Origin of the sequence: Kitasatospora sp. NPDC056181, from assembly GCF_042266225.1 — a bacterium.
Lineage (GTDB): Bacteria > Actinomycetota > Actinomycetes > Streptomycetales > Streptomycetaceae > Kitasatospora.
This window is the reverse complement of record NZ_JBHJUK010000066.1, coordinates 1-23,135: the sequence shown is the minus strand read 5'-3', so window position 1 is coordinate 23,135 and position 23,135 is coordinate 1. Positions and strand designations below refer to the sequence as shown.

The window sequence follows — 23,135 nt, the reverse complement described above, 5'->3', positions numbered from 1 at the left end:
CTCAGCTCTGGCCGCCCCGTGAGGGGCAGGTCGCGCGCACCGGGGGGTGCGGCGGCCGCACACGGGGTCGGGGGAGATCGGGCGTGGCTCGGTTGTCGGCGAGGCGGGGCAGGCGCGGCGCTGCACCTGGCGGCTCTTGGGTGGGCGGGCGCGGGGGCACCCGGTCCCGGAGGGACGTGACGCTGTCGATGCCTTCGGCCTGCCCGGGTTGGACGACACCGGTGACGGACGACTGCCGTGCCGTCGGGAGGCGGTGGAAGGTGGTCCACAGCACACCAGCCGGACGGCGTTCGGGCAATCGTCTCCAGGCCCGCCTCCTGCCCGCCCATTCCCAAACCGAATAGCGGGGGGCTCCCGTCGGGCTGTGCGCGCCGGCGCCGGGACGCTCGACGGCCCGCGTCCCCGCCGACCTCCCTGGTCCCTTCCGTCCCGAACTCGTGTCCCGCGCCGTGGGTATAACAGAAATGCCGATTCGGGTTTGGCATGTTCCGAATCGATGGCGCGGCACCACCCATGACACCGTGACGGACTTCCGGAACCCTGCCGGGCACCCGTCGTGCCGCCGGGAGGCGTCTCGTGAGGACGTTCCCGGCCCGTCGTCGACGGGCCGGGCGCGGACGCGCGCGCCGCGCCGTGCGAGGCGGTGGAGGCCCGGAACAGCCGCGGCGGGACGGCGAGGCCGCAACTGCCCTGCGAGTCTTCACTGCTGGGGTTCTCCGGGCGTTCCGCGGGCGCGACGGAGGCCTTGGCGCGAGGCCGGGACCGGCCGGCGCCCCGAGGGTGGTCCGAGAAGCCCGGTCGCTGCCCGTCGCGCGCACGGCTGTCGGACGTCCCTCTGCCGCACGGGGCGGTGGAACCCGGCCGGGTGGCACGCGGGCGGCCCTCACGGAGGCGGCGAGGAACGCCTCGTGGGCCTCGGCGGGGCCTCGGCGGACGTCAGCGGGCGGCCCACCTCCGAGGTCCCGCCCGCAGGGGATCGGCCTCGCGGGCCGCCCGCTCCTCGGCACCCGCTCCCCGGCACCTGCTCCCCCGGGGCCATCTGGCCCGGCTCGCGCGAGAGCGCCGACGCGCCCGTCCCCGCCCCGCTGCCGCCGGCCCCGCCTCCCCGGGCTCGACGACCCGCCGGACGGGGTGGGCACACCTGCCGGCCCCGGCCCGTGGAAGCCCGGAACGCGACGGCGGTGGCGACACCACGGAGACTCCCGCGGGCCCAGGCCCGGGGAGTCCCGTGGTGTCGCCACCGCCCCGATCGGTCGAGCGCTCGCCGGGGTCAGCCGGCCCCGGACGGATCGTGGCCGGTGTCATCGGCCCGGTCGCCGTGACCGGCGTGCCCGGTGTGGTCGGCGCCGCCCGTGATCACCCCTCCCAGCTTCGCGTGCAGGAGGTCCGCCGTGGTGTCGGACAGGACGACCACCCACCGGTCACCCACCAGGTACGACCCTCCGTACTCCTCGGCCCCCGACGTCCAGGCCGTCTGGGCCCCGGCGGTCGGGAAGGTGGCGATCCAGACCTCGTCGTCGCCCAGGGTGCACAGCCCCTGGCGGAGGTCCGTGGTGTCGGCGGTGATGTCGGCCTTACAGCCGATCCGCTGGGCCAGGTCCTCCACCGAGGCCCGGGCGACGTCGGCCGACGTCCGCGACGGGGTGAGCAACCCGCCCGCACCGCCGAGCAGTTCGACGACGCCCAGGAGGAGCAGGACGGTCAGTGCGAGCCACTGGAGCCTGCGACGGACGGTCCTCTGCGGCCGGACGGCCGCCAGGGTGGAGTCCCCGGCCGTCACTTACCGGTCACCGGCTTCCCGGCGGGGTTGATGGCCGACCACAGGTTGTCCTTGCCGTTCCCGTTGGCGTCACCGGGGGCGTTGTCGCCCGCGTAGGTGTAGACGGGCTTGCAGTTGACGGACAGCTGCCAGGTGCCGTCGGAGCGCTGCATCTTGCCGATCAGCTTCGGGTCCACGCCCTTGACCTGGCTCGGGTCGACGGCCGGCGCCGGCTTCCAGGTCATCGCGCACTGGCCCTCGCAGAGGGAACGCATCGGCCAGGACGGGTCCTTGGCGTACTGGTACAGCGTCATGCCGCGCGCGTCCACGACGATCGAACCCAGCTGCGCCTGGACGGTCACGGAGACCTGCGCCCCGCCCTGGGCGGGCTGCGACGGCTGGGGATTCGGCGCTGCACCCGTCGACGTCGCCGACGGGTAGGTCGTCCCGCCGGTGGCCGCGGCGGCCGCCTTCTTGCCGTCGGGTGCCAGGGCGAACCAGGTGCCGCCGACGCCCTGGCCCTTGGTGTCACCGGCCGCGGTGTCCTGCGCGTAGCGGTAGACCGGCCAGCCGCCCAGCGTCAGCTGCTTCGATCCGTCGGCCCGCGTGACCTCGCCGACCACGCCGGCCTCGATCCCGCTCCCCGCGGTCGTGCCCTCCTTGGCGACCGGCGGCCAGGTCTTGGCGCAGCCGTCGTTGCAGTTGGACATCGGCGGCTTGGCGGTGTCCTTGTCGAACCGGTAGAGGGTGAAGCCCTGTCCGTCGGTGACCACCATGCCGAGCGCGGCGTCGTTGCGCACGGTCAGCGCTCCCCCGGCCTGGCCCCCGCCCGCCGACGCGCCGGCGGACTGGCCGCCGGCGGACGGCGACGCGCCCGCACCGCCGTACGAGCCGTACGATCCGCCGCCGGCCGGCGCGGCGTCCTGCGCGCCGACCAGCTGGCCGGAGCCCGACCCGGACGACGACTTGGCGCTGCTGCTCATGCTGCCCGTCAGGGCCATCACCACGAGCCCGACCAGCAGCAGGCAGAGCCCGACCAGTCCGTATCGCTTCGTCAACATGTTGCTTGCCTTTCCATCGGTGGAACTGGCCTTCCGTGTGCGTCCTCTGAGGTCCGCTCCGGCGCCGAACGTCGGTCCGCGGACACGGGACGTGGGTCTCAGGGTCGATGGACCTCCGGAAGCTCTCGATCGGCCCGCCGCCGCCCCGACGAGCGCCCGGGGCCGCGCGGGCCACGCGGCCCACCCGGCCCACCCGCGCCGCCCGGGCCGCGCTCGGACAGGAGCGGCAGCGCCCGGAACCGCGTCGGCCTCACTGGATCCGCAGCGCGAGCGCGGGACAACGGTCGACGGCTCGCGCCGCCCGGGAGAGCAGCCTCGCGGGTACGGGCATCACGCCCGCGGCGGGGAACCCGTCCGCCCCCAACCGGATGACGTCGGGCAGGACGCCGGTGCACAGGCCGTGGGCCTCGCAGAGCGTCCAGTCGACCACGATGGTGCCGGCGCTCTCGACCTCCGGCAGCGGCAGGACGTCCTGCAGCGGCCGCCCGCACCCTCCCTGGTACGAGTGCGCGACCAGGTCGTCGTCGAACACGGCCAGCGACGAGGCCACGAAACGGGCGGCGGCGTCGGGGTGGCTGCACGCCCCCCGTCCGGTGACCGCCCGCATCCCGGCCTGCACCCGGTCGAGTGCGGCTTGGCCGCCGCCGCGCACCAGGTCCTCGAGTGCCGCGGTCAGGTCGGGGAGCCCCAGGTAGCACGGCCCGCACTGGCCCGCCGTCTCGTCCGCCATCCAGCGGGAGATCCTGACGACCTCCCACAGCGGACAGGTCGTCTCCGGCAGCGGCAGGATGGCTCCGGCACCCAGCGCCCCTCCGAGGCTCTGGAAGGACTGGCGGGACACCACGGCCGAGCGGGCGGCCTCCGGGGTCAGCCACTTCCCGTGGTAGCCGCCGACCAGGACCCCCTGCCCGACGTCCAGGCCGCACGCCGCCAGGACCGGTTCCAGCGGCACTCCGGTGGGGGTCTCCACCACGGTCGAGCCGGCGATCGTGAGCAGCACCGTACCGGGTTCCTCGGGGGTGCCGATCTCCCGGTAGGGCAGCGCACCCCAGCGGGCCGCCACGGCGAGCTGAGCGAACGTCTCCGCGTTGGACAGCAGCGTGGGGGCGCCCCCGACACCGCTGTCGCTGGTGCGCACGCCACCTCCCCTGGGCAGGGCGATCCCGTTGGTGATGCCGCGGGCGAGGGCGCTCCCCTCTCCCGTGACGAACCGTTCGGGCAGCCGCACCACCGTCACCTGCGGCTTCACCGACCTCCGTTCTTCCAGCGCCCGGCGCAGGGACTCCTCGGTGTCGGCCCGCGTGACGCCGATCGCCACCTGTTCCGCGTCCAGCGCCACGGCCGCGATCAGCGCGCCGTCCAGCACGAGGTGCGGGGTGCGCAGGAGCAGCGTGGTGTCCTTCAGGCAACTCGGTTCTCCTTCCGTTCCGTTGACGACCACGACCGGCCTGGTGCGGCGCCGGGCGACCGCCTTGACGACCGCCCTGAGCTTCCGGGCGAAGGGGAATCCGGCACCTCCCCGGCCGCGCAGGTCCACGTTCTCGGCCAGCTCGGCCAGCTCCTCCGCGCGCAGCGCCGGCAGCTGGCCGTGGACCACGAGGTGGGAGCGGTAGTCGACCCGGTCCAGGCTCTCCAGGCCGGCGAACAGGACCGGCCGTCCGAACCAGATGACGGGCGGGGGGAAGCCGCTCACCCGTCCAGCCGCCCACGTCCGAGTCCGATGCCGGCCAGGCCCGGCCCGGCGGCCGCGCCCCGCCCCACGGCCGGCCCCTGTCCGACGGCCACGGCCTGCCGCGCGGCCGCCTGCGGACGCGTGAGGGGGGCCTCGGGGCCGCCGGTCTCCGGCCGGAGTGGCCGGACGGTGGCCTGGCGCGGGCCGGAGCGGTCCTGGAGGACGAGCCTGAGCGTGAGCGCGACGATCACGCCCACGACGGCCGCGCCGTACAGCAGCACCACCCAGGAGGCCGCGAGCCGGCCTGACTGCAGCCCGTGGACCAGGCCCGCGCCCCACGCCGGGTACGAGCAGAGGTGGATGACCCTCCACCGGCGCGCGTCACCCGAGCGGGCGAGCCTCCCGCGGGCCGCCCCGGCGAGCGCGACCGCGGGGAACAGGTAGCCGGCCACGGTCCCCAGGCCGAGGACCACCGGCTTGGCCGGGTCGGCGAACGGCACGAAGGCCGCGAGCGTGCCGATCTGTCCCACGACCAGTTTCATCCAGACGTGCAGGACGAGGAAGACCACGCCCGCGACGCCCATCGCACGGTGGACGGCCTGCGCGACGAGCCGGTGCGCCGGGGTCAGGATCAGCCGGTCGGTCGCCGCCAGGCCCCACAGGACCGCGGAGGTGAACGACACGAGCGCCAGCACCCCGACGGCGAACGTCAGGAACGACTGCAGTCCGGGGTTGACGACGACGGCCGTCACGCCCAGGCCCGCCGCCAGTGGCGGCAGGAACGACCACGGACTCGGCTGCTTGCGACCGCCCTCCGCGGACTGGTCGCCCTCGGCCGCCGCGCGCGCCCGGCCGGCCCGCTCGACGCCCCGCGGTACCGGGCCGAACCGCCGTGACCGCCGCCTCTGCCCTCTCACCATTGCTGAGCCCTCCGGCCTCGTCCTGAACCTGCTGTCGAATCGGATGTCGGGATCCCGGCACCGGCGGCGCGGGGAGTCGCGATCGCTCCCCCGGGCCCCGGCCGAGCCCGTCCGTCGCCCTCCGGGGGCCGGCCCCGGGCCCGGCGGCCCGTCGCGCCCGCGGTGGCCCGGCCCGTCCCGCACGGGCCTGTCCCGCACGGGACGGCCCCGGAAGGGAGGGGTCACCCGCAGCGACGACCCTGGTTGATGCAGCCGACCATCTGGTCCAGCAGGCCCTTGTTCATGTTGTTGATGAAGTCACCGTGATCGGTGATCGGGTTGTGGAGCTGCTCGGGGAAGCTGTCGACGGCGTACCGGACCCCGGCCGGCACGTCGTAGGCGACGCGCTCGACCAGCTGGGGGATCGCCTTGAAGTTCTTCGGGCAGGCGCCCGAGGCGTTGGAGAAGGCGGTGTGGGTCCGGTGGTTGGCGCTGTCGATGTTCTTGCCGTCCCAGCAGTCCGGGAACTTCAGCGTCCTGACGACCCTGCTCCCCTGCGGGCAGATCGGGTACTTGTCGACGACCTGGCGGTTCTCGAACCCGGTGCAGCTCCACGACGCCCGGACGTTCGCCGGCCCGTTGGTGAAGGCCTTGGCGTCACCGGTGATGATGCGCAGGAACCGGGCCATCGGCTGGACGGGGTTCCCGGCGCTGGAGGTGTACGTGATGTTCGCCTCGGCCGGGGTGAGGATCCGTCCCACGTTCCGGTCCTTGCCGCCGCCGGGAGCCTTGGCGTCCTTCTCGTTGGTCCCGTCGAAGACCCGCAGGACGGGCCAGTAGTACGCCGACTGGTCCCCGTTCGAGCACGTGGTGCCCGAGGCGGCGAGCTTGGCGTTGGAGGAGAACGCGTCCGTGGCCACGTTGCCCACGTAGTCGTGCATGTGGTGCGCCCCGTTGCTCACGCCGGGGGCGACGATCACGTTGTCGGGGTTGAGGTGGCGGTTCTCGTTGCGCCCGCACTGTGACGTGAAGGAGCCGGTGGCCGGCCCCTTCCGGACGGGCGCCGGAACGTTCGGGGAGACGCTGCGGATGTCGACGAACCCGCGCTTGGGGAGGGACTTCGCCAGGGAGGCCGCCTTGGTCTGGGCGACGGTCCCGCCCTCACCGTCGGCGCTGTACCCCTTGGCCGAGTCCTCGACCACGAGATCGTGCCTGACCACGCACTTCGCCATCCCCGAGAGGTCCTGGGGAAGACCGGAGTCCTGGCCGGCGCTGCCCGACAGCTTCTTCAGGGTCTCCGTACGCCTGGTGGCGAGGTCACCCAGGACGCGGTCCTCGCTGTCGTCGGGGCGGGGCGCGGACAGCCGGGTGTACGCGTCCGCCACCTGGACGTCGAGCTCGGCGAGGGTCTTGTCCACCGCGTCCTGGGACGCTTCCGGCACCTCGTTCAGGGCCGCCCCGGCGTCGGCGCAGGCGACGGTGCCCACCTGCGGGGACGCCGACCGCGCATTCCGGGGACGCTCACCGGCGAAGGACACCGCCGCGACCGTTCCCGCCGTGCCGATGCCCAGGATCACCGCCAACAGCAGGGCACCGGCCCTTCTCCTCGACGTGCCACGTTTACGGGACTTCATGTTCCTCACACTCCTCAGGGACCATCGGGCCTGCCGGGCAGGCCGCGGACAGCGTTCGTCCGGGTCGTCGTCTAGCGGGTCGGGCGGCTCGATCCGGCGGGCGCCGGCGAGCTGCTCGCGGACGGGGCGGCCGAACCGGTCGGCAGCGCGGTGAGCTTGTCGAACTTGACGAGTTGGGTGTCCTCCAGCACGTTCATGTGGTCGAGCACCGTGCCGTTGGCCGTGTTCGCCAGATCCCGGATCGTGGAGTTCTGGGTACCGGCGCGCACCTGGGCCACGACCGCGAACACCTGCCCGTGGGCGCTGCGCAGGATGTTCGCGAAGAGTTCGTCGAACTCCCCGCCCTGCGCGGCGTCCAACTGTTCGAGCCAGCCCTGCTGCTGCGCCGACGGCTCGCTCGGCACGTCCAGGTTCAGGGTCTGGGCGGCGGTCAGCACCGCCTTGTCGAGGTCGGTGTGACCTTGCACCAGGTGTCGGCCGGCCTCCTTGACCCCGGGGCTGGTGCCCTTCGCGAGGGCCATCCGGCCTGCGGGGATCTCCCACAGCCCGGCCAGCCGCACCCGCTTGACGAAGTCCCGGTCGAGGGCGGTGAGCGGGCCGGTGGGTGTCTGCGTCACTGCGTGGTCGTCGCTCACCGGGGCGCTGCGATAGGCACCGGCCGACTTCGCCACCGGGTACACCAGAGCCGCCGCGGTGAGGACCATGGCGACGATGATCAGGAGGGTGGCGAACGACCTGGGAAGGCGGCTCACCAGGGGCAGGCCGTAGGCGGCCGTTCCCGGGGCACGCTTCTTTCTCATGGATGACATGGGGGCTCCTCCTCCACCGCACCCGGAGGATCAGGGCCGCGCGGAACCGACGGGAACCGGTCCGAGTGGGCCTCGGTGGTCCGCGCGGTGACGACCCGCGCGGGGCGGTCCACGGACGGCGCGGCCGACGAGGGGACGACGCGGCAGCGCGGGAGGCTGCCACGAGGGGACGGTCCGGCAACACCCGGCATCGGACGCCCGGCACCGCCCCGGAAGGGATCACGAGCGCGGGCGGCCCACGGGCCTCAGCACCGGTGGACGCGGTCCTGCCCGGTGGGGGCGGGGACGGTCCCGGGGCGGGCGCACCGGGTGCCGCCGGCGCGGGGCCGGTCGGCGTGAGCGGGCGGGCCTCAGCGCCCGTTCGTCCGGACGTCCCGCCGGGGCCCGGACGTCCGGAGCAGCGCCGGCAACCCGGCTCTGCGGCGCAGGCGGGCGTATCCGGACGCCATGATCTGGATCTTCAACGCCAGCAGGAGCTCGAACCTGGCCCGGGGGTCGCGCAGACCGCAGCCGAAGATCTTCTCCAGGTCGCGCAGCCGGTTCCGGACGGCCTGCGGGTGGATCCGGAGCAGGCGGGCGGCCGGGAGGGTGCCGCCGCCCTCCAACCAGGCGATCAGCGTCTCCTCCGCCCACTCCCTCTGCTGCGGTGTCATGTCGGCCAGGCGTCCCAGCCACTTGGCCGAGAGGTGCCCCGCCAGCAGCGGGTCCTGGAACAGCATGAGCGTCGCCAGGTGGTCCTCGACGAAGTGAATCCCACCGGAGGCTCCGTCCGGCACCATCGTCAGCAGCTTGCGGGCCCAGCCGAGCGAGATCACCGCGTCCTCGACCGGCACGGCCGGCCCCACCACGGCAGTCCGGCCCCCCAACCAGAGGGCGAGAGCCCGGGGCATGCCCGGCAGCGGGTCGGGGATCAGCAGGTAGGGCAACGTCCCCTTGGTACCGGCTACGACCTCCGATCCGGAGAGTCCCGGCGGCGGTGCCCCCGGCGACAGGTACAGCGCCACCGCCTGGACCGTGGCCGGCTCGGTGCGCCGGACGCCATGACCACGGGGACCGTGACCGGTGCCGGTCCGTCCCGCCGCGCCGCCGTGGCGCGTGCTGCCGTTCCGGCCCGCCCCGCCATCACGGCCGGCGGCGTTCCCGTCGCCCGCCGTGCCGACCCGACCGGCCGTATCGACGCGACCGGCCGTGTCGACAGGACCGGCGAGCCGGCTTTGCACGGGTTCCCGGAGGCCGGCGGTCTCCGGCAGGGCCGGCCCGCTCACCGCGACCCCCTTCCCACGACGCCGGAACAGTTCCCGTCGGCGGAACCCCCCAGGGCCACGCCGACCCGGACGGCCCGGGCCGGACGCGTCCCGACGCACCTCGACCCGGCGGCCGCCGTTCCGCCCGCGGCCCGTCCCAGCACGAAGAGTTCGTACGGAGTCGGAACCGGCGACCTGCTGCCGGAGCATGCTTCCCGCATGGCGGCACCCCTCTCTCTCGAAACCGTCGACCCCAACCGGGCCGGACACGTTTAGAGATGGGCCGCCGGAGGTTTCGTCCCGCCGCGTTATCAATCCGTTACCATTCGCGCGGCGCCCGACCCCCCTCATCCACCACCGGAAGTGCCGCCCCGCAAGGACCGCACGTCCACGCACCGACGGCCGCCCGACGGCCGTGCGGAGCAGCGAACTTGACGCCCTCCCGGTCGCACGCCCCCGCTCGCGGTCGCGCCCCGTCGATGCGCCGACCCTCCCGGAGAGCATCTGACGTGTCGTCACATCATCACGATCACCGACCGCTTCGGTCCGATCAGGAGAGATCACCGCCGAGCACGGAGAGCCACATGGAACCCCCGGATCGACGAACTCCGGTCCATCCCCGCGTTTGTGCCGACCGAACAGGTATTCTCCCGGTTGCTTGTAGGATGTGGCCCCCTCAGGGGGTGACAGGCGCTGCGGAAGCCTGTCCCACGGCCCTCAGGCCCGAATGCCCTGCACCACATCCACGCGATCGGGGGCATGATGCGACTCAACCTGAACCAGCTGGCCATCTTCGCGAAGGTCATCGAATGCGGTGGGTTCTCCGCGGCGGCCCAGGTGCTGTTCCTGAGCCAGTCCTCGGTCTCCAAGCAGGTACAGAACCTGGAGACGTCCCTGCGGACCGCCCTGGTCGACCGCTCGGGCCCGAGGACCCGCCCCACCCCGGCCGGACGGGTCCTCCTGGCCCAGACCAAGGAGATCCTGGCGCTGGCCGATCACGCCGTCGGCGCCGTCCAGGCGGCCGCGCGCTGGCCGATCGAGCGCCTGGTGGTCGGCAGCACGACCGCGGTCGGCGACTACCTGTTGCCGGCGGTGATGCGGGAGTTGCGGCGCCGCGAACCCGACGGGCTGTTCACCGTGACCCTCAACAGCCCCGAGTGCCTGACCGGCGCGCTGGAGCAGGGCCGGATCGGCGTCGGCGTGGCCGACGGCCCGCTGCCTCCGGGGCGGTACGAGTCGGAGCAGCTCGCCAGCCACGACATGGTGCTGATCTGCTCGCCCGACCACCCGCTGGCCGGGAAGGAGGTCACGCCGGCGGAGCTGTCCTGCGAGTCCTTCCTCCTCCTCGAACCGGGCTCCCGGACCCGCGGGCAACTGCTGGAGCTCCTGCACACCTGGGACCTCGTCGGCGCGCGCACCCTCGACCTGTGGGGAACGGAGAGCGTCCGGGAGGCCGTCCGCATCGGCCTCGGCGTCAGCCTTCTCCCCCGATGCTCCGTCCGCTTCGAGCTCCTCCACGGCGTCCTCGCCGAACTCCACGTCACCCCCGCCCCGCTCCCCCGCACCGTCACCGCCAACTGGACCCTCGCCCGCCCCCTCTCCACCTACGAGGAACTCCTGCTCTCCCTCCTCCACGAAGTGGCCGGCACCCCCACCGCCACCCCTCACCGACCCGCCGAACTCAGCGCCTCCTGACGTTTCGTCACGCTGTCGACGTGACGCGGGAATTCACTGTGATGACACCGTCCGCCACGGATCGGTACCCCTGGGGCGTTCGTCCGTCGGCGGGCAGGCCGCCTGCCCCTCCGGTCGTTCGCCCTCACGCCGTCGGTGCCGAACCCGCCTCGGCGGCGTCCTGGATGAGCTCCGCGACCGTGGTCGGCCGGGAGACGGCCACGGCGTGGGAGGCCTCGGGCAGTTCGAGGACTGCGGCACCGGCGCGCCCTGCGGTGAAGCGCTGGAGCGGCGGCGGCAGCGCCTGGTCGGCGCCGGTCACCAGGGCCCAGGAGGGTTTGGTGCGCCAGGCCGCCACGGTGGGCGCATCGGTGAACACCCGCTCGGCGACCGGTCGTTGGAGTGCGGCGAGCACCTGCGCCACCTCCGGGTCGAGGTCGGCTGCGAGGAACGGCCGGTAGGCCTCCCGCGGAACGGTGAGCTCCGTCGCCCGGTCGGTGTCGTTCGTGGCGAACGCGGTGCGCCGCAGGCGGGAGAGGAGCGGTGAGGGGGCGAAACGAGCGGCGAGCGCCTGGTGGCTCTCGCCGGCGTCGGGGAGGTAGGCGGCCACGTAGACCAGGGACACGACGTTGGGAGCGGCTCCGGCCTCCGTGATCACGGCGCCTCCGTAGGAGTGGCCGACCAGGACGACGGGACCGTCGATGCCCGCGACGACGGAGGCCAGGTAGGCGGAGTCGTGGGCCAGTCCGCGCAGCGGGTTCGCGGCGGCCACGGCGGTCAGGCCGCGTCGGTGGAGTTCGGCGATGACGCCGAACCAGCTGGTCGCGTCGGAGCAGCCGTCGTGGACGAGCACGACGGTGGGCCTGGTGGAGGACATGGCGACCTTTCGGATGGCGCCGGCAGTGGTGCCGGCGGCTGGGCACGCGGCCACGGAGCGCGCGGCCGACGGGCAGGCGACCGACGGGCAGGCGGTGTCGCCGGGCGGCACGGGCGTCGGCGGGGTGGCGGAGGCGGGTTCAGGAGGCCGGCTCAGGAGGCCGGCTCAGGACGCCGGCTCAGGACGCCGGCTCAGGATGCCGGACGGTGACCGGACGGCTGCCGGCCGGGCGGCTGGTGGCCGTCGGTCTGCGCGGCGTAGGCCTGCCACTCGCGGGGTGAGACTCCGTAGGCGTCACGGAACGCCCGGCTGAAGTGGGAATGGCTGACGAATCCCCAGCGGTGCGCGACGGCCGAGACGCTGGTCTGCCGGCGGGACGGGCGTTCCAGCTCCCGCCGGCAGACGTCGAGGCGCCGCCGGCGCACCCACTGGCCCACGGTCATCCCCTCCTGCTGGAAGAGCTTGTGCAGGTAGCGCACCGAGATGTGCTGCGACCGGGCGATCGATTCGGGCGAGAGGTCCGGATCGGCCAGGTTCTCCTCGATGTGGGCGCGGATCCGCGACAGCATCCCGGCCGCGGCGGTCGGGTGCACCGGGCTCTGCCGTTCGAGCAGGTCGGTCACCAGGATGGCGACGATGTCGGAGACGCTGCGCGCGAGGTGGTTGCCCGGCCGCGCGCGGTGGGCCCGGATCTGGCCGGCGAGCGTCCGCAGGAACTGGGAGGCCAGCGAGCCGATGCCCTCGCTTCCCCGCGCCATCAGCCCGCCCGCCCGCCGGACGTCGCCGCGCCGGACGCCCAGGTAGAAGCAGGGGACGCGGAAGTGGACCATCCGGCACCCGGGATCGCGCAGGAGGTCCGCCGGCTGCGGGGTGGTGCCGATCAGCAGGTCCCCGGGTTCCAGCGCGGTGCTGGCTCCGTGACGGCGGAGCGAGGCCGCGCCGTCGAGGTACAGGGCGACGTACAGGCAGTCGTCGGGGTCGGCTCCGGGAGGCGGGGAGAGGACGTCGATGCAGCCGACGCCCCCGTCCTGGGCGGCCTGGCCGAGCTGGTGGTGGTCTGTTCCGGGCATGGGTGGGGTGTCCGACGGGATCACGGAAGGCTCCGACCGGTTCGAGTGTTCTGTGCGGTTGCTGGGGGATCGCCGCTCGGCCGTACGCCGGCGGTCGGTCGTTCGGGAGGGGAACCCGTCGACGACCGGCGTTGGACTCGTTCGGGTCCGGGGTTCCGGACCGGGCAGGTTGCCGGAGGATGAGCGGCGGCCCGCGGGAACGATTCTCGCCGCGCACCGGACTCGCCGGCCACCGACCGGCGTAGGGATTGCCCGACGGAAGTTCATCGCTTTGTAGCAACGGCGTGGCCCCGCCCCACCGCGGGAGTACGTGCCCGGCAGCGGGGGAACGTGCCCGGCGCACCGGCCGCGTGTGCACTGGCCGTCACCTCCTGGTGCGCCGCCGGGACATCACCGACGGCTCCGCCGTCTAGCCTGAGCAGCGGAACGGCCTCCCCTCCCGCCTCCTCGGCAGCTTCCAGGACCCCGGCCGGACAGCGCCGGCACCGGCCCCGGCCGCCGGACGCCCCCGTCCGGCCGCACCGCCCTCGCCCGGCGCGCACGCCCCTGTCCCCGCGGACCCGGGCGGCCCCTCGTCGCCCCGTCCAGCCCGCCGTGGCACCCGCCCCCCACACCGACCCAGGAGATCCCCATGCCCGCCCACCACCCCGTCTCCGGTGCGCAGCACCGCCCGGAGGCGAGCATCACCGGGATCGTCCTCGACGCCCGGATCGTCCTGGACGAGGAGCAGTCCTTCGGCGTCCCCGTGCGCTTCGGCTACCGCGACGACGACCCGTTCGCCGTCACGCTCGCCTTCCTCGGCCCCGCGGCCGAGGCGGGCACCTGGCAGCTCTCCCGCGACCTCCTGTGGGAGGGACTGCAGAAGCCCGCCGGCCTCGGCGATGTCCGCATCTGGCCGCCCTGCCCCTGCCACGGCCGCTCGTCCCTGCGCATGATGCTCCAGGGCCGGGACGGCAGCGTCCTCGTCGACCTCCCGTCCCGGCAGGTGCGTCGCTGGCTCCGCCGTGAGTGCTTCGCGCTGGTCCCCCCGGGCACGGAGGGGGACCTGATCGACTGGGACGCCGAGCTGGGCGGCCTGGCCGGCTGACGTCCGCCGACTGCCGGCCACAACCGTGACCTCGGACCGGAGGAGCACACCCTGCCGCGGACGGACAGCCGCACGGGACCGACCGGCCCGGGCCGGGCCGGGCCGCTCAGGGTCCGGTGCCGGCCGCCGGGCCCTCCGGGCGCTGTGCGGGCCGGTGGGTCACTCCGGGCCGCGCCCTCCGGCGCCTCCCGTGCGGGCGGTGACCAGACCGGACTCGTAGGCCGCGATGACCGCCTGGGCACGGTCACGGACGTCGAGCTTGCCGAAGATGCTGGTGATGTAGTTCTTCACCGTGGAGTGGCTGATCTCCAGGGCCCGGGAGATCCCGGTGTTGTCCAGTCCGGTGGCCATGAGGCGCCACACCTCGACCTCGCGGGGCGTGAGTTCGCCCGTTTCCGCAACGGGCGGCGGGCTGCCCGGAGGGACCCGGACGTAGGTGGAGATCAGCCGGGTGAGCAGGCGCGGAGCGACCACCGCCTCGCCGGCGTGGACGGTGCGGATCGCCGCGCCCAGGTCCTCCGGGGAGACGTCCTTGGGCAGGAACCCGCAGGCACCGGCGCGCAGCGCGGCCACCACGTACTCGTCCATGTCGAAGGTGCTGAGGGCGAGGACCCGGCAGTCCGGCAGGGTGCGGGCCAGCTCCTGCGTCGCGCCGACCCCGTCCAGGACGGGCATCCGGATGTCCATCACCACGACGTCGGGGCGCAGCCGGTGGGCGAGGGCGACGGCCTGTTCCCCGTTCTCGGCCTCGGCCACCACCTCGAACGACGGGTCGGGCGAGAGGATCAGTGCCAGACCGCGCCGGACCAGCGGCTGGTCGTCCACGATGAGGATCCTGATCGCCGGTGTCCCGGCGCTCACCGGGCCGCCGCCGTCCCGTGCTGGACGGCCGCGTCGGCCGTCTCGTCCGACGCCAGCGGCAGGTCGGCCACCACGGCGAAGCCGCCGTCCGGCCGCGGGCCCGCCCGCAGGGTGCCGCCGTGCAGGGCGACGCGCTCGCGCATGCCGATCAGGCCGTAGCCGCTCCGGCTCCCGGGCGACGGCGGGTCCTGGAGAGGCGCGCCGGCGCGCAGTCCGCCGGCCTCGCCGAGCCCGCCGTCGTCGCGCACCTCGACGGTGACCTTGTCCGGACCGTACGTCAGGAGCACGGAGGCACGGGCGGGTCCCGCGTACTTGCGGGCGTTGGTGAGGCCCTCCTGGACGATCCGGAACACCGTCAGGCCGACGGTCGGCGGCAGGGGGCGCCGGGTCCCGTGGACGCCGAGGTCGGTCGGCAGGCCGGCCACGCGGGACTCGTCCACCAGCCGGCCGAGGTCCTCCGCTCCGGGCTGGGGCGACGGCGGGGCGGTGTCCGGCTCGTCGCCGGCCCGCAGGACGTCCAGGAGCTGGCGCATCTCGCGCAGGGCCAGCCGCCCGGAGGACTCCAGGGTGACCAGGGCGTCCCGGACCACCTCCGGGTTGCCGAGGTTGGCGCGGGCGCCGCCGGCCATCAGCTGCATGGTGGTGATGTGGTGGGCCACGATGTCGTGCAACTCCCGTGCGATGCGGCGGCGTTCGTCGGCCACCGCGCGGTCGGCGAGCAGCCGGCGGTTGGCCGCGACCTCCCGCTGCCAGCGCGCCACGACGAGCCCGGCGCCGGCCACGAGCAGGGCGGAGACGGGGGCGCTGACGGCCGCCTGCCAGGCGGGCATCCGCAGGTGGCTCTGGCTCAGCAGTGTCAGCACCGACGTCACCACCGAGGCCGCCGCCGTCTCCAGGGCGGTGCGGGCCCTCGCCACCGAGTACAGGGCGACCACCAGCGCGGCGCCGAAGTGGGGGCTCGCCGGTGCGGACAGGTCGGCCGCCGACTGGAGCGCCAGGACCCCGGCCAGCGTCGCGACCGGGTGGCTGCGCCGGGCGAGCAGCGGCAGGGCCGACAGCGTGACCAGGAGGAAGCCCGTCAGGCTGACCCCGCGGTCACCGGCCTCCCCGGTGAACACCACGTAGCCGAGCAGGTCGATGGTGCAGGCGCCGACGGCCAGCAGCGCGTCGGCGCGGGTCCACGGCGCACCGTCGGCGTCCGACGGCGCGTCGGCCGCCCCGCCGGGCCCCGGGCCGGAGCCCGCCCCGTACGTCGCATCCACTGCGAGGCGCTGACGCCCACCCATGCCCGTTCCCCCTCCGTGCCCTGCCGCCGGCGGACGTCCGAATCCGGAGGTCCACATCCGGACGTCCGATTCCGGGTCCGGCCCGGATCCGGCCCGGACCTGCGCTGATCAGCCCTGATGACGCCATTCTGGCACCTGCCCACCCGGCCCCGGCATGCTCCCCGCGGCCGATCACGCAGGCCCGGACCAGGACCACGGTCCCGGGTCCGGGCCCGGCCGAGGAGCTGGGGCCCCGGTGCGGATCGTCCGCCGCAAGGACGTCCGGGGCCCGCTCCGGGTGATGGTCTGGAACCCGGCCGGGAACCCCCGGAGCAGAGACCGACCTTGGGGACGTTCGCGTCCACCGCCGGAGGAAATCGTGATCCGCGCAATGACCGGATACGCCACCAGAAACCCGTGGAGGGTGATCGCCCTCTGGGTGGTGCTGGGAGTCGCCCTGGCCGGGCTGAGCCCGATGCTGCTCTCCCGCGTCACCCAGGCCCGGACCGGGGACTTCCTGCCCCGCGGCTACGACTCGGCCGCCGCGCTGCGGATCGCCGAGGAGGAGTTCGGGGCGCGGCCCGACGCCACCACGGTCACGGTGCTGGTCGCCAGGACCGACGGCAAGCCCCTCACCACCGCCGACGAGCAGCGGATCGGCGCCGAGTCGGCGAAGCTCGCCCAGCGCCGGGTCGTCATGCCGAGGAAGGACGACAAGCCGGCCTTCCTCGTCCCCGACCGCTCCCAGACCCCCCGGGTCGCCCCGGCGCTGCCGGCCCCCGACCGGAGCTTCGAACTGCTCGCCGTCGAACTCACCGGGAACGCCGCGGACGAGGGGGTCCAGGACGTCTACCGGGCCTTCCGGGACGCCGCCCGGGCGCAGTTCGCCGAGGCCGGGATGCGCACCGGCTTCACCGGGGGACTGGCCGACGCCGCCGACACCGCCGACTCCCACCGGACCGCCGCGACGGTCGGCAGCGCGCTCGTCACGGGGCTGATCGTCCTGCTCAACGTCCTGGTGTTCCGCAGCGTCCTGGCGGCCCTGCTGCCGCTTCTCGCCGTCGCCATGATCGGCGGCGTGGCCGGCGGAGCCGTGGCCGGCGCCGCGATGCTGACCGGCCTCAAGCTCGACGCCGGCACCCCGGGACTGATCTCCGTGGTCCTGCTCGGCATCGGGATCGACTACCTGCTGTTCCTGCTCTTCCGCTTCCGCGAGCACCTGCGGGCCCGACCCGAGCAGCCCGCCCGCGAGGCGGCTGCCGAGGTGTCCGCCAGGGTGGGCACCGCGATCACCTCGGCCGCGCTGACCATCGTGGCCGCCTTCGCCACCCTCGGCGTGGCGAGCTTCGGCCAGTTCCGCTCGCTCGGCCCGGCCATCGCCGTCGCGGTCCTGGTGATGCTGCTGGGCAGCCTCACCCTGATGCCCGCGCTGCTCGCCGCCTGCGGGCGCAAAATGTTCTGGCCCTCCCGCAGCCTGCGCCGGCAGCCGCGCGAGGGCTTCGCCGCCCGCTTCGGCGAGCTCGTCGCCCGGCGGCCGCTGCCGCTGCTGCTCGCCTCCGTCGCCGTGCTCGGCGTGCTGGCCGCCGGGACGGCCGGGATCCGGATGGACTACGGCCAGGGCGGCTCCGGTGACGGAACGCCGGCCGCCGCCACCGCCGCCGAGATCTCCCGCACCCTGCCGGCCGGCGTCTCGGACCCGACCAGCGTCTACGTCGTCACCACGGACGGCAGCACCCTCGACGCCGGCCGGCTCGACGGCCTCTCCCGCGCCCTCGGCACGGTCGACGGCGTCGGCAAGGTCGGCGGGACCACCCTCAACGGGGACCGGCGCGCCGCCCGGATCGACCTCTACCTGACCGCCGACCCGCAGAGCCAGCGCGCCCGCGAGCTGGCCTCCGGCCCGGTCCGCGCCACCGTCGCCGCCCACACGCCCGCCGGGACCACCGCCCACGTCGGCGGCACGGCCGCGGTCTTCGCCGACGTCTCCACCGCCGTCGACCACGACCTGACCGTCGTCTTCCCGGTCGCGGCCGCCCTGATCGGCCTGATCCTGCTGCTGCTCCTGCGCAGCCTGCTCGCACCGGTGGTCCTGATGCTCTCCGTCGGGCTCGGCTTCGCCGCCACCCTCGGCGCCGCCACCCTGCTGTTCCAGCACGGGCTGGGCGAGCCGGGCGTCAGCTTCACCCTGCCGCTGGTGCTGTTCCTGTTCGTCGTGGCCCTGGGCACCGACTACAACATCCTCATCACCGACCGGATCCGCGAGGAGATGCGGCGTCCCGGTCCGGCCCGCGCCGCCGTGGGCCGCGCCGTCCGGCACACCACGCCCGCCATCGCCACGGCCGGCCTGGTCCTGGCCGGGTCCTTCGCCACGCTCGCCACCACCCCGGGCAGCGAACAGGTCGCCTTCGCGATGACGCTCGGCATCCTGCTCTCCGCGTTCGTCCTGTCCCTGGCCCTGGTGCCGGCCCTGGCGGCCCTGCTCGGCCGCGGCATCTGGTGGCCCGTCCGCCCGGCGCGCCACCCCCGCGTGAGCGCCCCGCTCCCGGAGCCGGCCTCCGGCCCGGCCCGCCACCCGGTCGACGCGGGCGGCCGCCGGGACTGACCCTGCCCGGCACCCCGGGGAGCAGCACCCGGACCGGCCTCCGCCCGTGCGCGGTGGCCGGTCCAGGTGCTCGCCGGGGCGCCCGTTCGGGTGCGTCCGCCACCGCGTGCGGGAGGAACCGGGCGGGGGATCCCGCCCGCCCCGTCGCGGCGGGGGCGCCCGCCGCGCGGCCGAGCCGCGGTCAGGCGGCCACGTCGTCTCCCGCGCCGAGGAGTTCCTCGATCCTGAGCCCGAGGTGCAGCGTGAGCCGGTGGGCGCCGTCGTCGAGGTCGAACCCGGTGATCTCCTGGATCTGGCGCAGGCGGTAGTAGAGCGACGTGCGGTGGAGTCGCAGCGCCTCCGCGGTCCGGGGAATCGATCCGGCGTTCTCCAGGAAGCAGCGCAGGGTGTCCCGCAGCCGGTCGCCGCCGTGGGTCCCGGACAGGGTGCGGAGCGGCTCGGGGATCAGGGACGCGTTCAGGGCGTGCTCGGGGAGTTGGAGGAGCACGGCGAGCTCCCCGAGCAGGTCCCAGTCGCCGACGCCGTTGAGGGAGGGCAGCCGGCGCGCCGCACGGGCCGCCACGAGCGCCTGCTCGTACGAGGTCCAGGCGCCGTGCACGCTCGGGTGCCGCCCGCCGACGCCGATCACGGGGGCCGCCGACGGGTCCAGGAAGGTGCGCAGTTCATCGAGGACGCGGGCGGTCTGGGCGACGACCTCGTCCGCGCCGGGGGGCCGGTCGCGGAGCTGGATCAGTGTCGCCCGTTCCTGGTCGATCGCGACGAGGCCCCGGCCCGAACGCGTCCGGCGGAACCCTTCCAGCGCCCCCCACAGGGCCGCCTCGGACTGCCGCACGGGCTCCGTCCCGCGGCCCAGCTGGACGAGGGTGACCAGGACGTGCTCCCCCTCCCCCAGCAGCCCGCGTTCCACGCCCCGCCGGCGGGCGGCGGTCCGGGTCGCGACGTTGGCGTCGACGAGGTCCCGCACGAGGTCCCGCTCGTCGGTCCGCCAGGTGTCGGCGGCGGTGTGCTCCGCGTACATCTGGGCGGCCATGAGGCCGGCGGCGCGGTCGATGGCCTCGGTCTCCGGCTGCCCGAGCTCCTTCTCCGGTACGACCACCATGAGCAGCCCGAGCAGGTGCCCCCGCTCGCGCAGCGGTACGACGTAGCGGGGCAGCAGGCCGAGATCGTCACGGCCGTCGATGAATCCGGGCCTGGTCCACCGGGCCACGCCCTGGGCGAGGACGTAGCGGATGGACGCGTTGTCGGCCCGGCCCTGCAGCAGGGTGCCGATGCGCACCGGGTCCTCGTCGCCGAAGTGACGGCTCGTGCAGACCATGCGGACCAGCGGGTCGTCGACCGCGACGGACCGTCCCAGCAGCTCGGCGAGTTCGTCGACGAGCGCCTGCAGCTCGGGGCTGCCGGGGCGGGCTCGCTGGGGCCTTGCGGTCATGCGCTGTTCCTCTCCTGACCAACTGCTCGCCGCGGATCGCTTCTCCTTTCCGCAGCTCTTGATCATTTTGAGGAGGCGCCGGCCCCGGCACATCGCACGAATCGTCCATTGACGCGGTACCCGCGTGGGATGCGAAGCGGTCACTCTCCGCTGTCACGGGCCTCGGCCAGCCGGGCCAGCTCCACGCGCGAGGTGAGGTCGAGCTTGGTGAAGGCCCGGCGCAGGTGCGAGCTCACCGTGTGCGGCGAGAGGGAGAGGCGCTGGGCCACCTGGAGGTTGGTCAGCCCCTGCGCTACGAGCCGTGCCACCCGCAGCTCCGACGCCGTCAGCTCGGGCCACCGCCCGTCGTGTCCGGCCGGCCCGGGCCACCGCCCGTCGTGTCCGGCCGGCCCGGGCCGGCGGCGGACGCCCGCGGCCCGCAGGCGCCGGCGGACGCGGGCGACGTCCCGCTCGGCGCCCGCCTGCAGGTAGAGGGCGAGGGCCGTGTCCAGGTGCGGCACCGCTTCGGGCTTGCGGGTGACCGCGAGCTTGCGTCCGACGTCCTCCAGCGCCGACGCCCGGGCCATCGGCCGGGGGCAGTCGTCGAACAGCCCGACCGCGCGCCGGAGGTGACCGAGGTCGTTGTCGAGGAGTCCGCGGGCGTGCGCGGCGGTGGCGGCGAGGAACGTGAAGCCGGGGTTGAGCTGGGCCCGCCGCTCGGCCGCCCCGACCGCCCGGGCGGCCCGCTCGTGGGCGCCGGCGCGCAACGCCATGCGCACGAGCACCGGGGCGTCGGCGGGGTCGAGCGGGCCGGCGAGGCCGTTCCGCCCTCCGGCCCGCGCCGCCGCCGGCTCGTCGAGTACGGCCATGGCACGGTCGGGCCGGCCCTCGGAGTCCGCCATCAGCGCCAGCATCCAGGAGCCGACGTCACGGACGAGTGGTGCGCCCTCGCGCCGCATGCGCCGCGCCTGTTCCGCGTACCCCCGCGCGGCCTGCCGGTCGTCGGTGTGAAGGGCGACGCGCATCATCGCGTACCGGAGCGTGACGTCGGCGAGGTCGCCCGTGCCGGGCTCGTCGGTCGTCGCGTAGGCGGCTTCGCCCTCGGCCCGGGCCTCCGTCAACCGTCCGGCGTCCAGGAGCGCCCGGGTGCGGTACATCAGCCACAGGCGTGCGGCGGCCGCCCGGCCCTGGTTCCGGGCGGCCCGGACGCCGTCCTCCGCGGCGGCGAGCGCTTCCGCGGAGCGGCCGGCCCAGCTCGACAGGAAGCCGCGCCACAGGGCCTCCGGAAGCCACAGCGCATGGACGTCGCCCAGGCCGGCGGCCAGGGCGGCGGCCCGGTCCGCCTGCCGGAACGCCCCGTTCCAGTCCGTCCGGTGGAAGCGCACGACCGAGTCGGCCGTCAGCAGGGTGGCCCTGGCGGTGTGGTCCGCCGTCACGTCGGCGTTCTCCAGCGCCTGCGCGACGGCCTGCTCCGCGGCCTGCTGCTCGCCCGCCATCGACAGGCCGAGACAGAGCAGCGCGAGCAGCCGGCCCCGCAGCGCCGCGGGGATCCCGGGCAGCGCCGCCCCGGCACGGGCCTGCCGGACCGCCTCGGAGAAGTCGGACTGGACGGACAGCCGCGCCAGGGCGAGGCGTATCCGCGCCTCGCCCTCGGGCCCGAGGCCGCCGGCCGTCAGGGCGGAGGCGCCCAGCCCGCGTGCCCGGGCCGCCTGGCCCGTCTGCCAGAGCAGCGGGATCGTCTCGGCGACGACCCGCGGCCGTCCGGGGGCGTCCGCCGCGGTGAGTTCCAGGGCCCTGAGGGCGAGTTCCGCCGCCGGTCCCGGGGCGGTGGCCGCGAGGTCCGCCGCGGCGGTGCGCAGCCGGGCCGCCTCCGCCCGGTCGTCCTCCCCCGCCTCCCCCGCCTCCCCCGCCTCGCCGGCCGGCGCCGCGGGGGGTCCGGACGGGGGCGTCGCGTTCTCCGGCGCAGGCCCGGCGGCCTGACGACGCAGGGCCTGGCGCAGGGAGTCGGGGAGGCCGGCCTCCACCGCCTCGCGGATCAGGTCGTGGCGGAATTCGAGGCGGTCGCCCGTTTCGGCGAGCAGACCGGAGTCGAGGGACTCCCGCACGGCGGTGATGAGTGCCGCCGACGGTCGCCCGAGCAGTTCGGCGAGCCGGGCGACGGTGACCGGGCCGTCCACGGCGGCCGCCGTCTGGACCAACTCGCGGGCCGCGTCGGAGAGCCGGCCGAGGCGGCGCCCGACGGAGGGCAGCCGGTGCGGGGGGAGGGGCCGGGCCGACAGGCCGGCCGTGCCGTTCTCGATCGTCACCGCCTCCTCCTCCCGCAGCGCACCGAGCAGCTCGACCAGCAACAGCGGCACCCCCTCGGCGCGGCGGGCGACGCGCAGGACGTCCGGGTCCGGAACGGCGCCCAGCACGTCCCGGGTGATGTGCGCGACCGCCTCGTCCCCGAGCGCCCCCAGGGCCAGCTCGTGCGCGCCGGCGTGCCGGATCCTGTCCAGGGTGGTGCGCACGCCCGGCGGCACGCTGCCGCCGTTCACGGCCACCAGCCACAGGATCGCGTGCGACGAGAGCCTGGCCGCGAGGGTGTGGAGGGTGAGGAGCGTCAGGTCGTCGCACCACTGGAGGTCGTCGAGGACGATGAGCAGGGGCCCGTGGCGAGCCGCCTCCTGCAGGCGGTCCCCCAGTTCCTGGAGCAGCCAGAACCGCTGGCCGGGTACCGTGGCGAGGTCCCGGAGCCGGGCGGCGCCCGGCAGCGGCTCCTCCCCGCCGAGCAGCCCCTCCAGCAGCGGGCCCAGCGGCACGAACTGTTCGTCGGGGTCCGCCGCCCCCTGGAAGACCCTCGTCCCGCGCCGCCTCGCGGAGGCCGACGCCTCCGCGAGGATCCTGGACCTGCCGATGCCGGCCGGGCCTTCGACGCGGACGATCCCGCCCTCGCCCCGGGCGAGCGCGTCGAGCCGCGCCTCGACGAACGCCAGTTCGGTCTCCCTGCCGCGGACCGGCGGCCGCACACCGTCCGGGTCCTCGGGCACGGGCCATGTACTCAATCGGTTCACACTCATTCCGCCGGCCGGGGCCGCACGGGACGAGGGTCGGTCCGCGTGCGGTACGGCGGATCAGTATGGAGCACGGCGCCTCCGGCCCGGCCGGGGGCCGCCCCGGCCGGGGCGCCGGTCCGCGGGCCGCCGTGTGCGGGGCGTCCGCGCTCCCCCGGGC

The 23,135-nt window shown here is 75.0% G+C and carries 16 protein-coding genes; 3 read left to right on the top strand and 13 right to left on the bottom strand.

The annotated features are described in order from the left end of the window. Positions 1-1,270: 1,270 nt before the first annotated feature. The 7 genes from ACFC1F_RS23945 to ACFC1F_RS23915 all read right to left on the bottom strand — a co-directional run bounded on the left by ACFC1F_RS23945 (position 1,271) and on the right by ACFC1F_RS23915 (position 8,760). The gene (locus tag ACFC1F_RS23945) at positions 1,271-1,780 is read right to left on the bottom strand and encodes a hypothetical protein (RefSeq protein WP_376161128.1); all 510 of its coding nucleotides are present in this window, start codon (positions 1,778-1,780) and stop codon (positions 1,271-1,273) included. Then, positions 1,777-2,820, bottom strand: coding sequence for an SCO0930 family lipoprotein (locus ACFC1F_RS23940; RefSeq protein WP_376161126.1), 1,044 nt, complete (start codon positions 2,818-2,820; stop codon positions 1,777-1,779). Before ACFC1F_RS23940 ends, ACFC1F_RS23945 begins: the two co-directional genes overlap by 4 nt. Before the next feature lie 250 nt (positions 2,821-3,070). After that, entirely contained in the window at positions 3,071-4,513 is a 1,443-nt protein-coding gene (locus ACFC1F_RS23935) for an NADH-quinone oxidoreductase subunit NuoF family protein (protein WP_209415337.1), read from the bottom strand. Further along, entirely contained in the window at positions 4,510-5,412 is a 903-nt protein-coding gene (locus ACFC1F_RS23930; RefSeq protein WP_376161124.1) for a hypothetical protein, read from the bottom strand. Before ACFC1F_RS23930 ends, ACFC1F_RS23935 begins: the two co-directional genes overlap by 4 nt. Positions 5,413-5,633: 221 nt before the next feature. Then, positions 5,634-7,025 carry a DUF1996 domain-containing protein gene (locus ACFC1F_RS23925; protein ID WP_376161122.1) on the bottom strand — a complete coding sequence of 464 codons (1,392 nt, stop codon included), beginning with the start codon at positions 7,023-7,025 and terminating at the stop codon, positions 5,634-5,636. Positions 7,026-7,096: 71 nt separating this feature from the next. Continuing rightward, a complete protein-coding gene (locus tag ACFC1F_RS23920; RefSeq protein WP_376161120.1) occupies positions 7,097-7,834 on the bottom strand; it encodes a DUF4142 domain-containing protein in 738 nt (245 codons plus the stop codon). A 350-nt stretch (positions 7,835-8,184) separates the two neighbouring features. Beyond that, positions 8,185-8,760, bottom strand: a complete 576-nt coding sequence (locus ACFC1F_RS23915) for a helix-turn-helix domain-containing protein (protein WP_376161118.1) — start codon at positions 8,758-8,760, stop codon at positions 8,185-8,187. 1,077 nt (positions 8,761-9,837) lie between these two features. Between ACFC1F_RS23915 and ACFC1F_RS23910 the strand changes: the two genes are divergently transcribed. Beyond that, positions 9,838-10,773, top strand: a complete 936-nt coding sequence (locus ACFC1F_RS23910; RefSeq protein WP_376161116.1) for a LysR family transcriptional regulator — start codon at positions 9,838-9,840, stop codon at positions 10,771-10,773. 124 nt (positions 10,774-10,897) lie between these two features. Here ACFC1F_RS23910 and ACFC1F_RS23905 read toward each other — a convergent pair whose 3' ends face one another. Next, complete coding sequence (locus tag ACFC1F_RS23905; protein WP_376161114.1) at positions 10,898-11,629, bottom strand: alpha/beta fold hydrolase; 732 nt, start codon at positions 11,627-11,629, stop codon at positions 10,898-10,900. 191 nt (positions 11,630-11,820) lie between these two features. Further along, complete coding sequence (locus ACFC1F_RS23900) at positions 11,821-12,699, bottom strand: helix-turn-helix domain-containing protein (RefSeq protein WP_376161112.1); 879 nt, start codon at positions 12,697-12,699, stop codon at positions 11,821-11,823. A gap of 631 nt (positions 12,700-13,330) precedes the next feature. Here ACFC1F_RS23900 and ACFC1F_RS23895 point away from each other — a divergent pair. Beyond that, complete coding sequence (locus ACFC1F_RS23895) at positions 13,331-13,786, top strand: SsgA family sporulation/cell division regulator (protein WP_376161110.1); 456 nt, start codon at positions 13,331-13,333, stop codon at positions 13,784-13,786. Positions 13,787-13,945: 159 nt separating this feature from the next. On the opposite strand, the gene ACFC1F_RS23890 is transcribed toward ACFC1F_RS23895, so the two are convergent. Continuing rightward, on the bottom strand, positions 13,946-14,620 hold the full coding sequence (locus ACFC1F_RS23890; RefSeq protein ID WP_376161151.1) for a response regulator: 675 nt from the start codon (positions 14,618-14,620) through the stop codon (positions 13,946-13,948). A 23-nt stretch (positions 14,621-14,643) separates the two neighbouring features. Continuing rightward, the gene (locus tag ACFC1F_RS23885; RefSeq protein WP_376161108.1) at positions 14,644-15,933 is read right to left on the bottom strand and encodes a sensor histidine kinase; all 1,290 of its coding nucleotides are present in this window, start codon (positions 15,931-15,933) and stop codon (positions 14,644-14,646) included. A gap of 358 nt (positions 15,934-16,291) precedes the next feature. On the opposite strand from ACFC1F_RS23885, the gene ACFC1F_RS23880 reads away from it, so the two are divergent. After that, positions 16,292-18,514, top strand: coding sequence for an MMPL family transporter (locus ACFC1F_RS23880; RefSeq protein ID WP_376161106.1), 2,223 nt, complete (start codon positions 16,292-16,294; stop codon positions 18,512-18,514). 181 nt (positions 18,515-18,695) lie between these two features. On the opposite strand, the gene ACFC1F_RS23875 is transcribed toward ACFC1F_RS23880, so the two are convergent. Together ACFC1F_RS23875 and ACFC1F_RS23870 are read right to left on the bottom strand one after the other, a co-directional pair. Next, on the bottom strand, positions 18,696-19,943 hold the full coding sequence (locus tag ACFC1F_RS23875) for a PucR family transcriptional regulator (protein WP_376161104.1): 1,248 nt from the start codon (positions 19,941-19,943) through the stop codon (positions 18,696-18,698). A gap of 140 nt (positions 19,944-20,083) precedes the next feature. Further along, the gene (locus ACFC1F_RS23870; protein WP_376161102.1) at positions 20,084-22,975 is read right to left on the bottom strand and encodes an AAA family ATPase; all 2,892 of its coding nucleotides are present in this window, start codon (positions 22,973-22,975) and stop codon (positions 20,084-20,086) included. Positions 22,976-23,135: the final 160 nt, after the last annotated feature.

Excerpts from the sequence above, each read along its gene's own strand:
- ACFC1F_RS23920 (WP_376161120.1), bottom strand. The coding sequence starts at position 7,834 with ATGTCATCCATGAGAAAGAAGCGTGCCCCGGGAACGGCCGCCTACGGC.
- ACFC1F_RS23910 (WP_376161116.1), top strand. The coding sequence starts at position 9,838 with ATGATGCGACTCAACCTGAACCAGCTGGCCATCTTCGCGAAGGTCATC.
- ACFC1F_RS23925 (WP_376161122.1), bottom strand. The coding sequence starts at position 7,025 with ATGAAGTCCCGTAAACGTGGCACGTCGAGGAGAAGGGCCGGTGCCCTG.
- ACFC1F_RS23930 (WP_376161124.1), bottom strand. The coding sequence starts at position 5,412 with ATGGTGAGAGGGCAGAGGCGGCGGTCACGGCGGTTCGGCCCGGTACCG.
- ACFC1F_RS23895 (WP_376161110.1), top strand. The coding sequence starts at position 13,331 with ATGCCCGCCCACCACCCCGTCTCCGGTGCGCAGCACCGCCCGGAGGCG.
- ACFC1F_RS23900 (WP_376161112.1), bottom strand. The coding sequence starts at position 12,699 with ATGCCCGGAACAGACCACCACCAGCTCGGCCAGGCCGCCCAGGACGGG.
- ACFC1F_RS23940 (WP_376161126.1), bottom strand. The coding sequence starts at position 2,820 with ATGTTGACGAAGCGATACGGACTGGTCGGGCTCTGCCTGCTGCTGGTC.
- ACFC1F_RS23875 (WP_376161104.1), bottom strand. The coding sequence starts at position 19,943 with ATGACCGCAAGGCCCCAGCGAGCCCGCCCCGGCAGCCCCGAGCTGCAG.
- ACFC1F_RS23905 (WP_376161114.1), bottom strand. The coding sequence starts at position 11,629 with ATGTCCTCCACCAGGCCCACCGTCGTGCTCGTCCACGACGGCTGCTCC.
- ACFC1F_RS23885 (WP_376161108.1), bottom strand. The coding sequence starts at position 15,933 with ATGGGTGGGCGTCAGCGCCTCGCAGTGGATGCGACGTACGGGGCGGGC.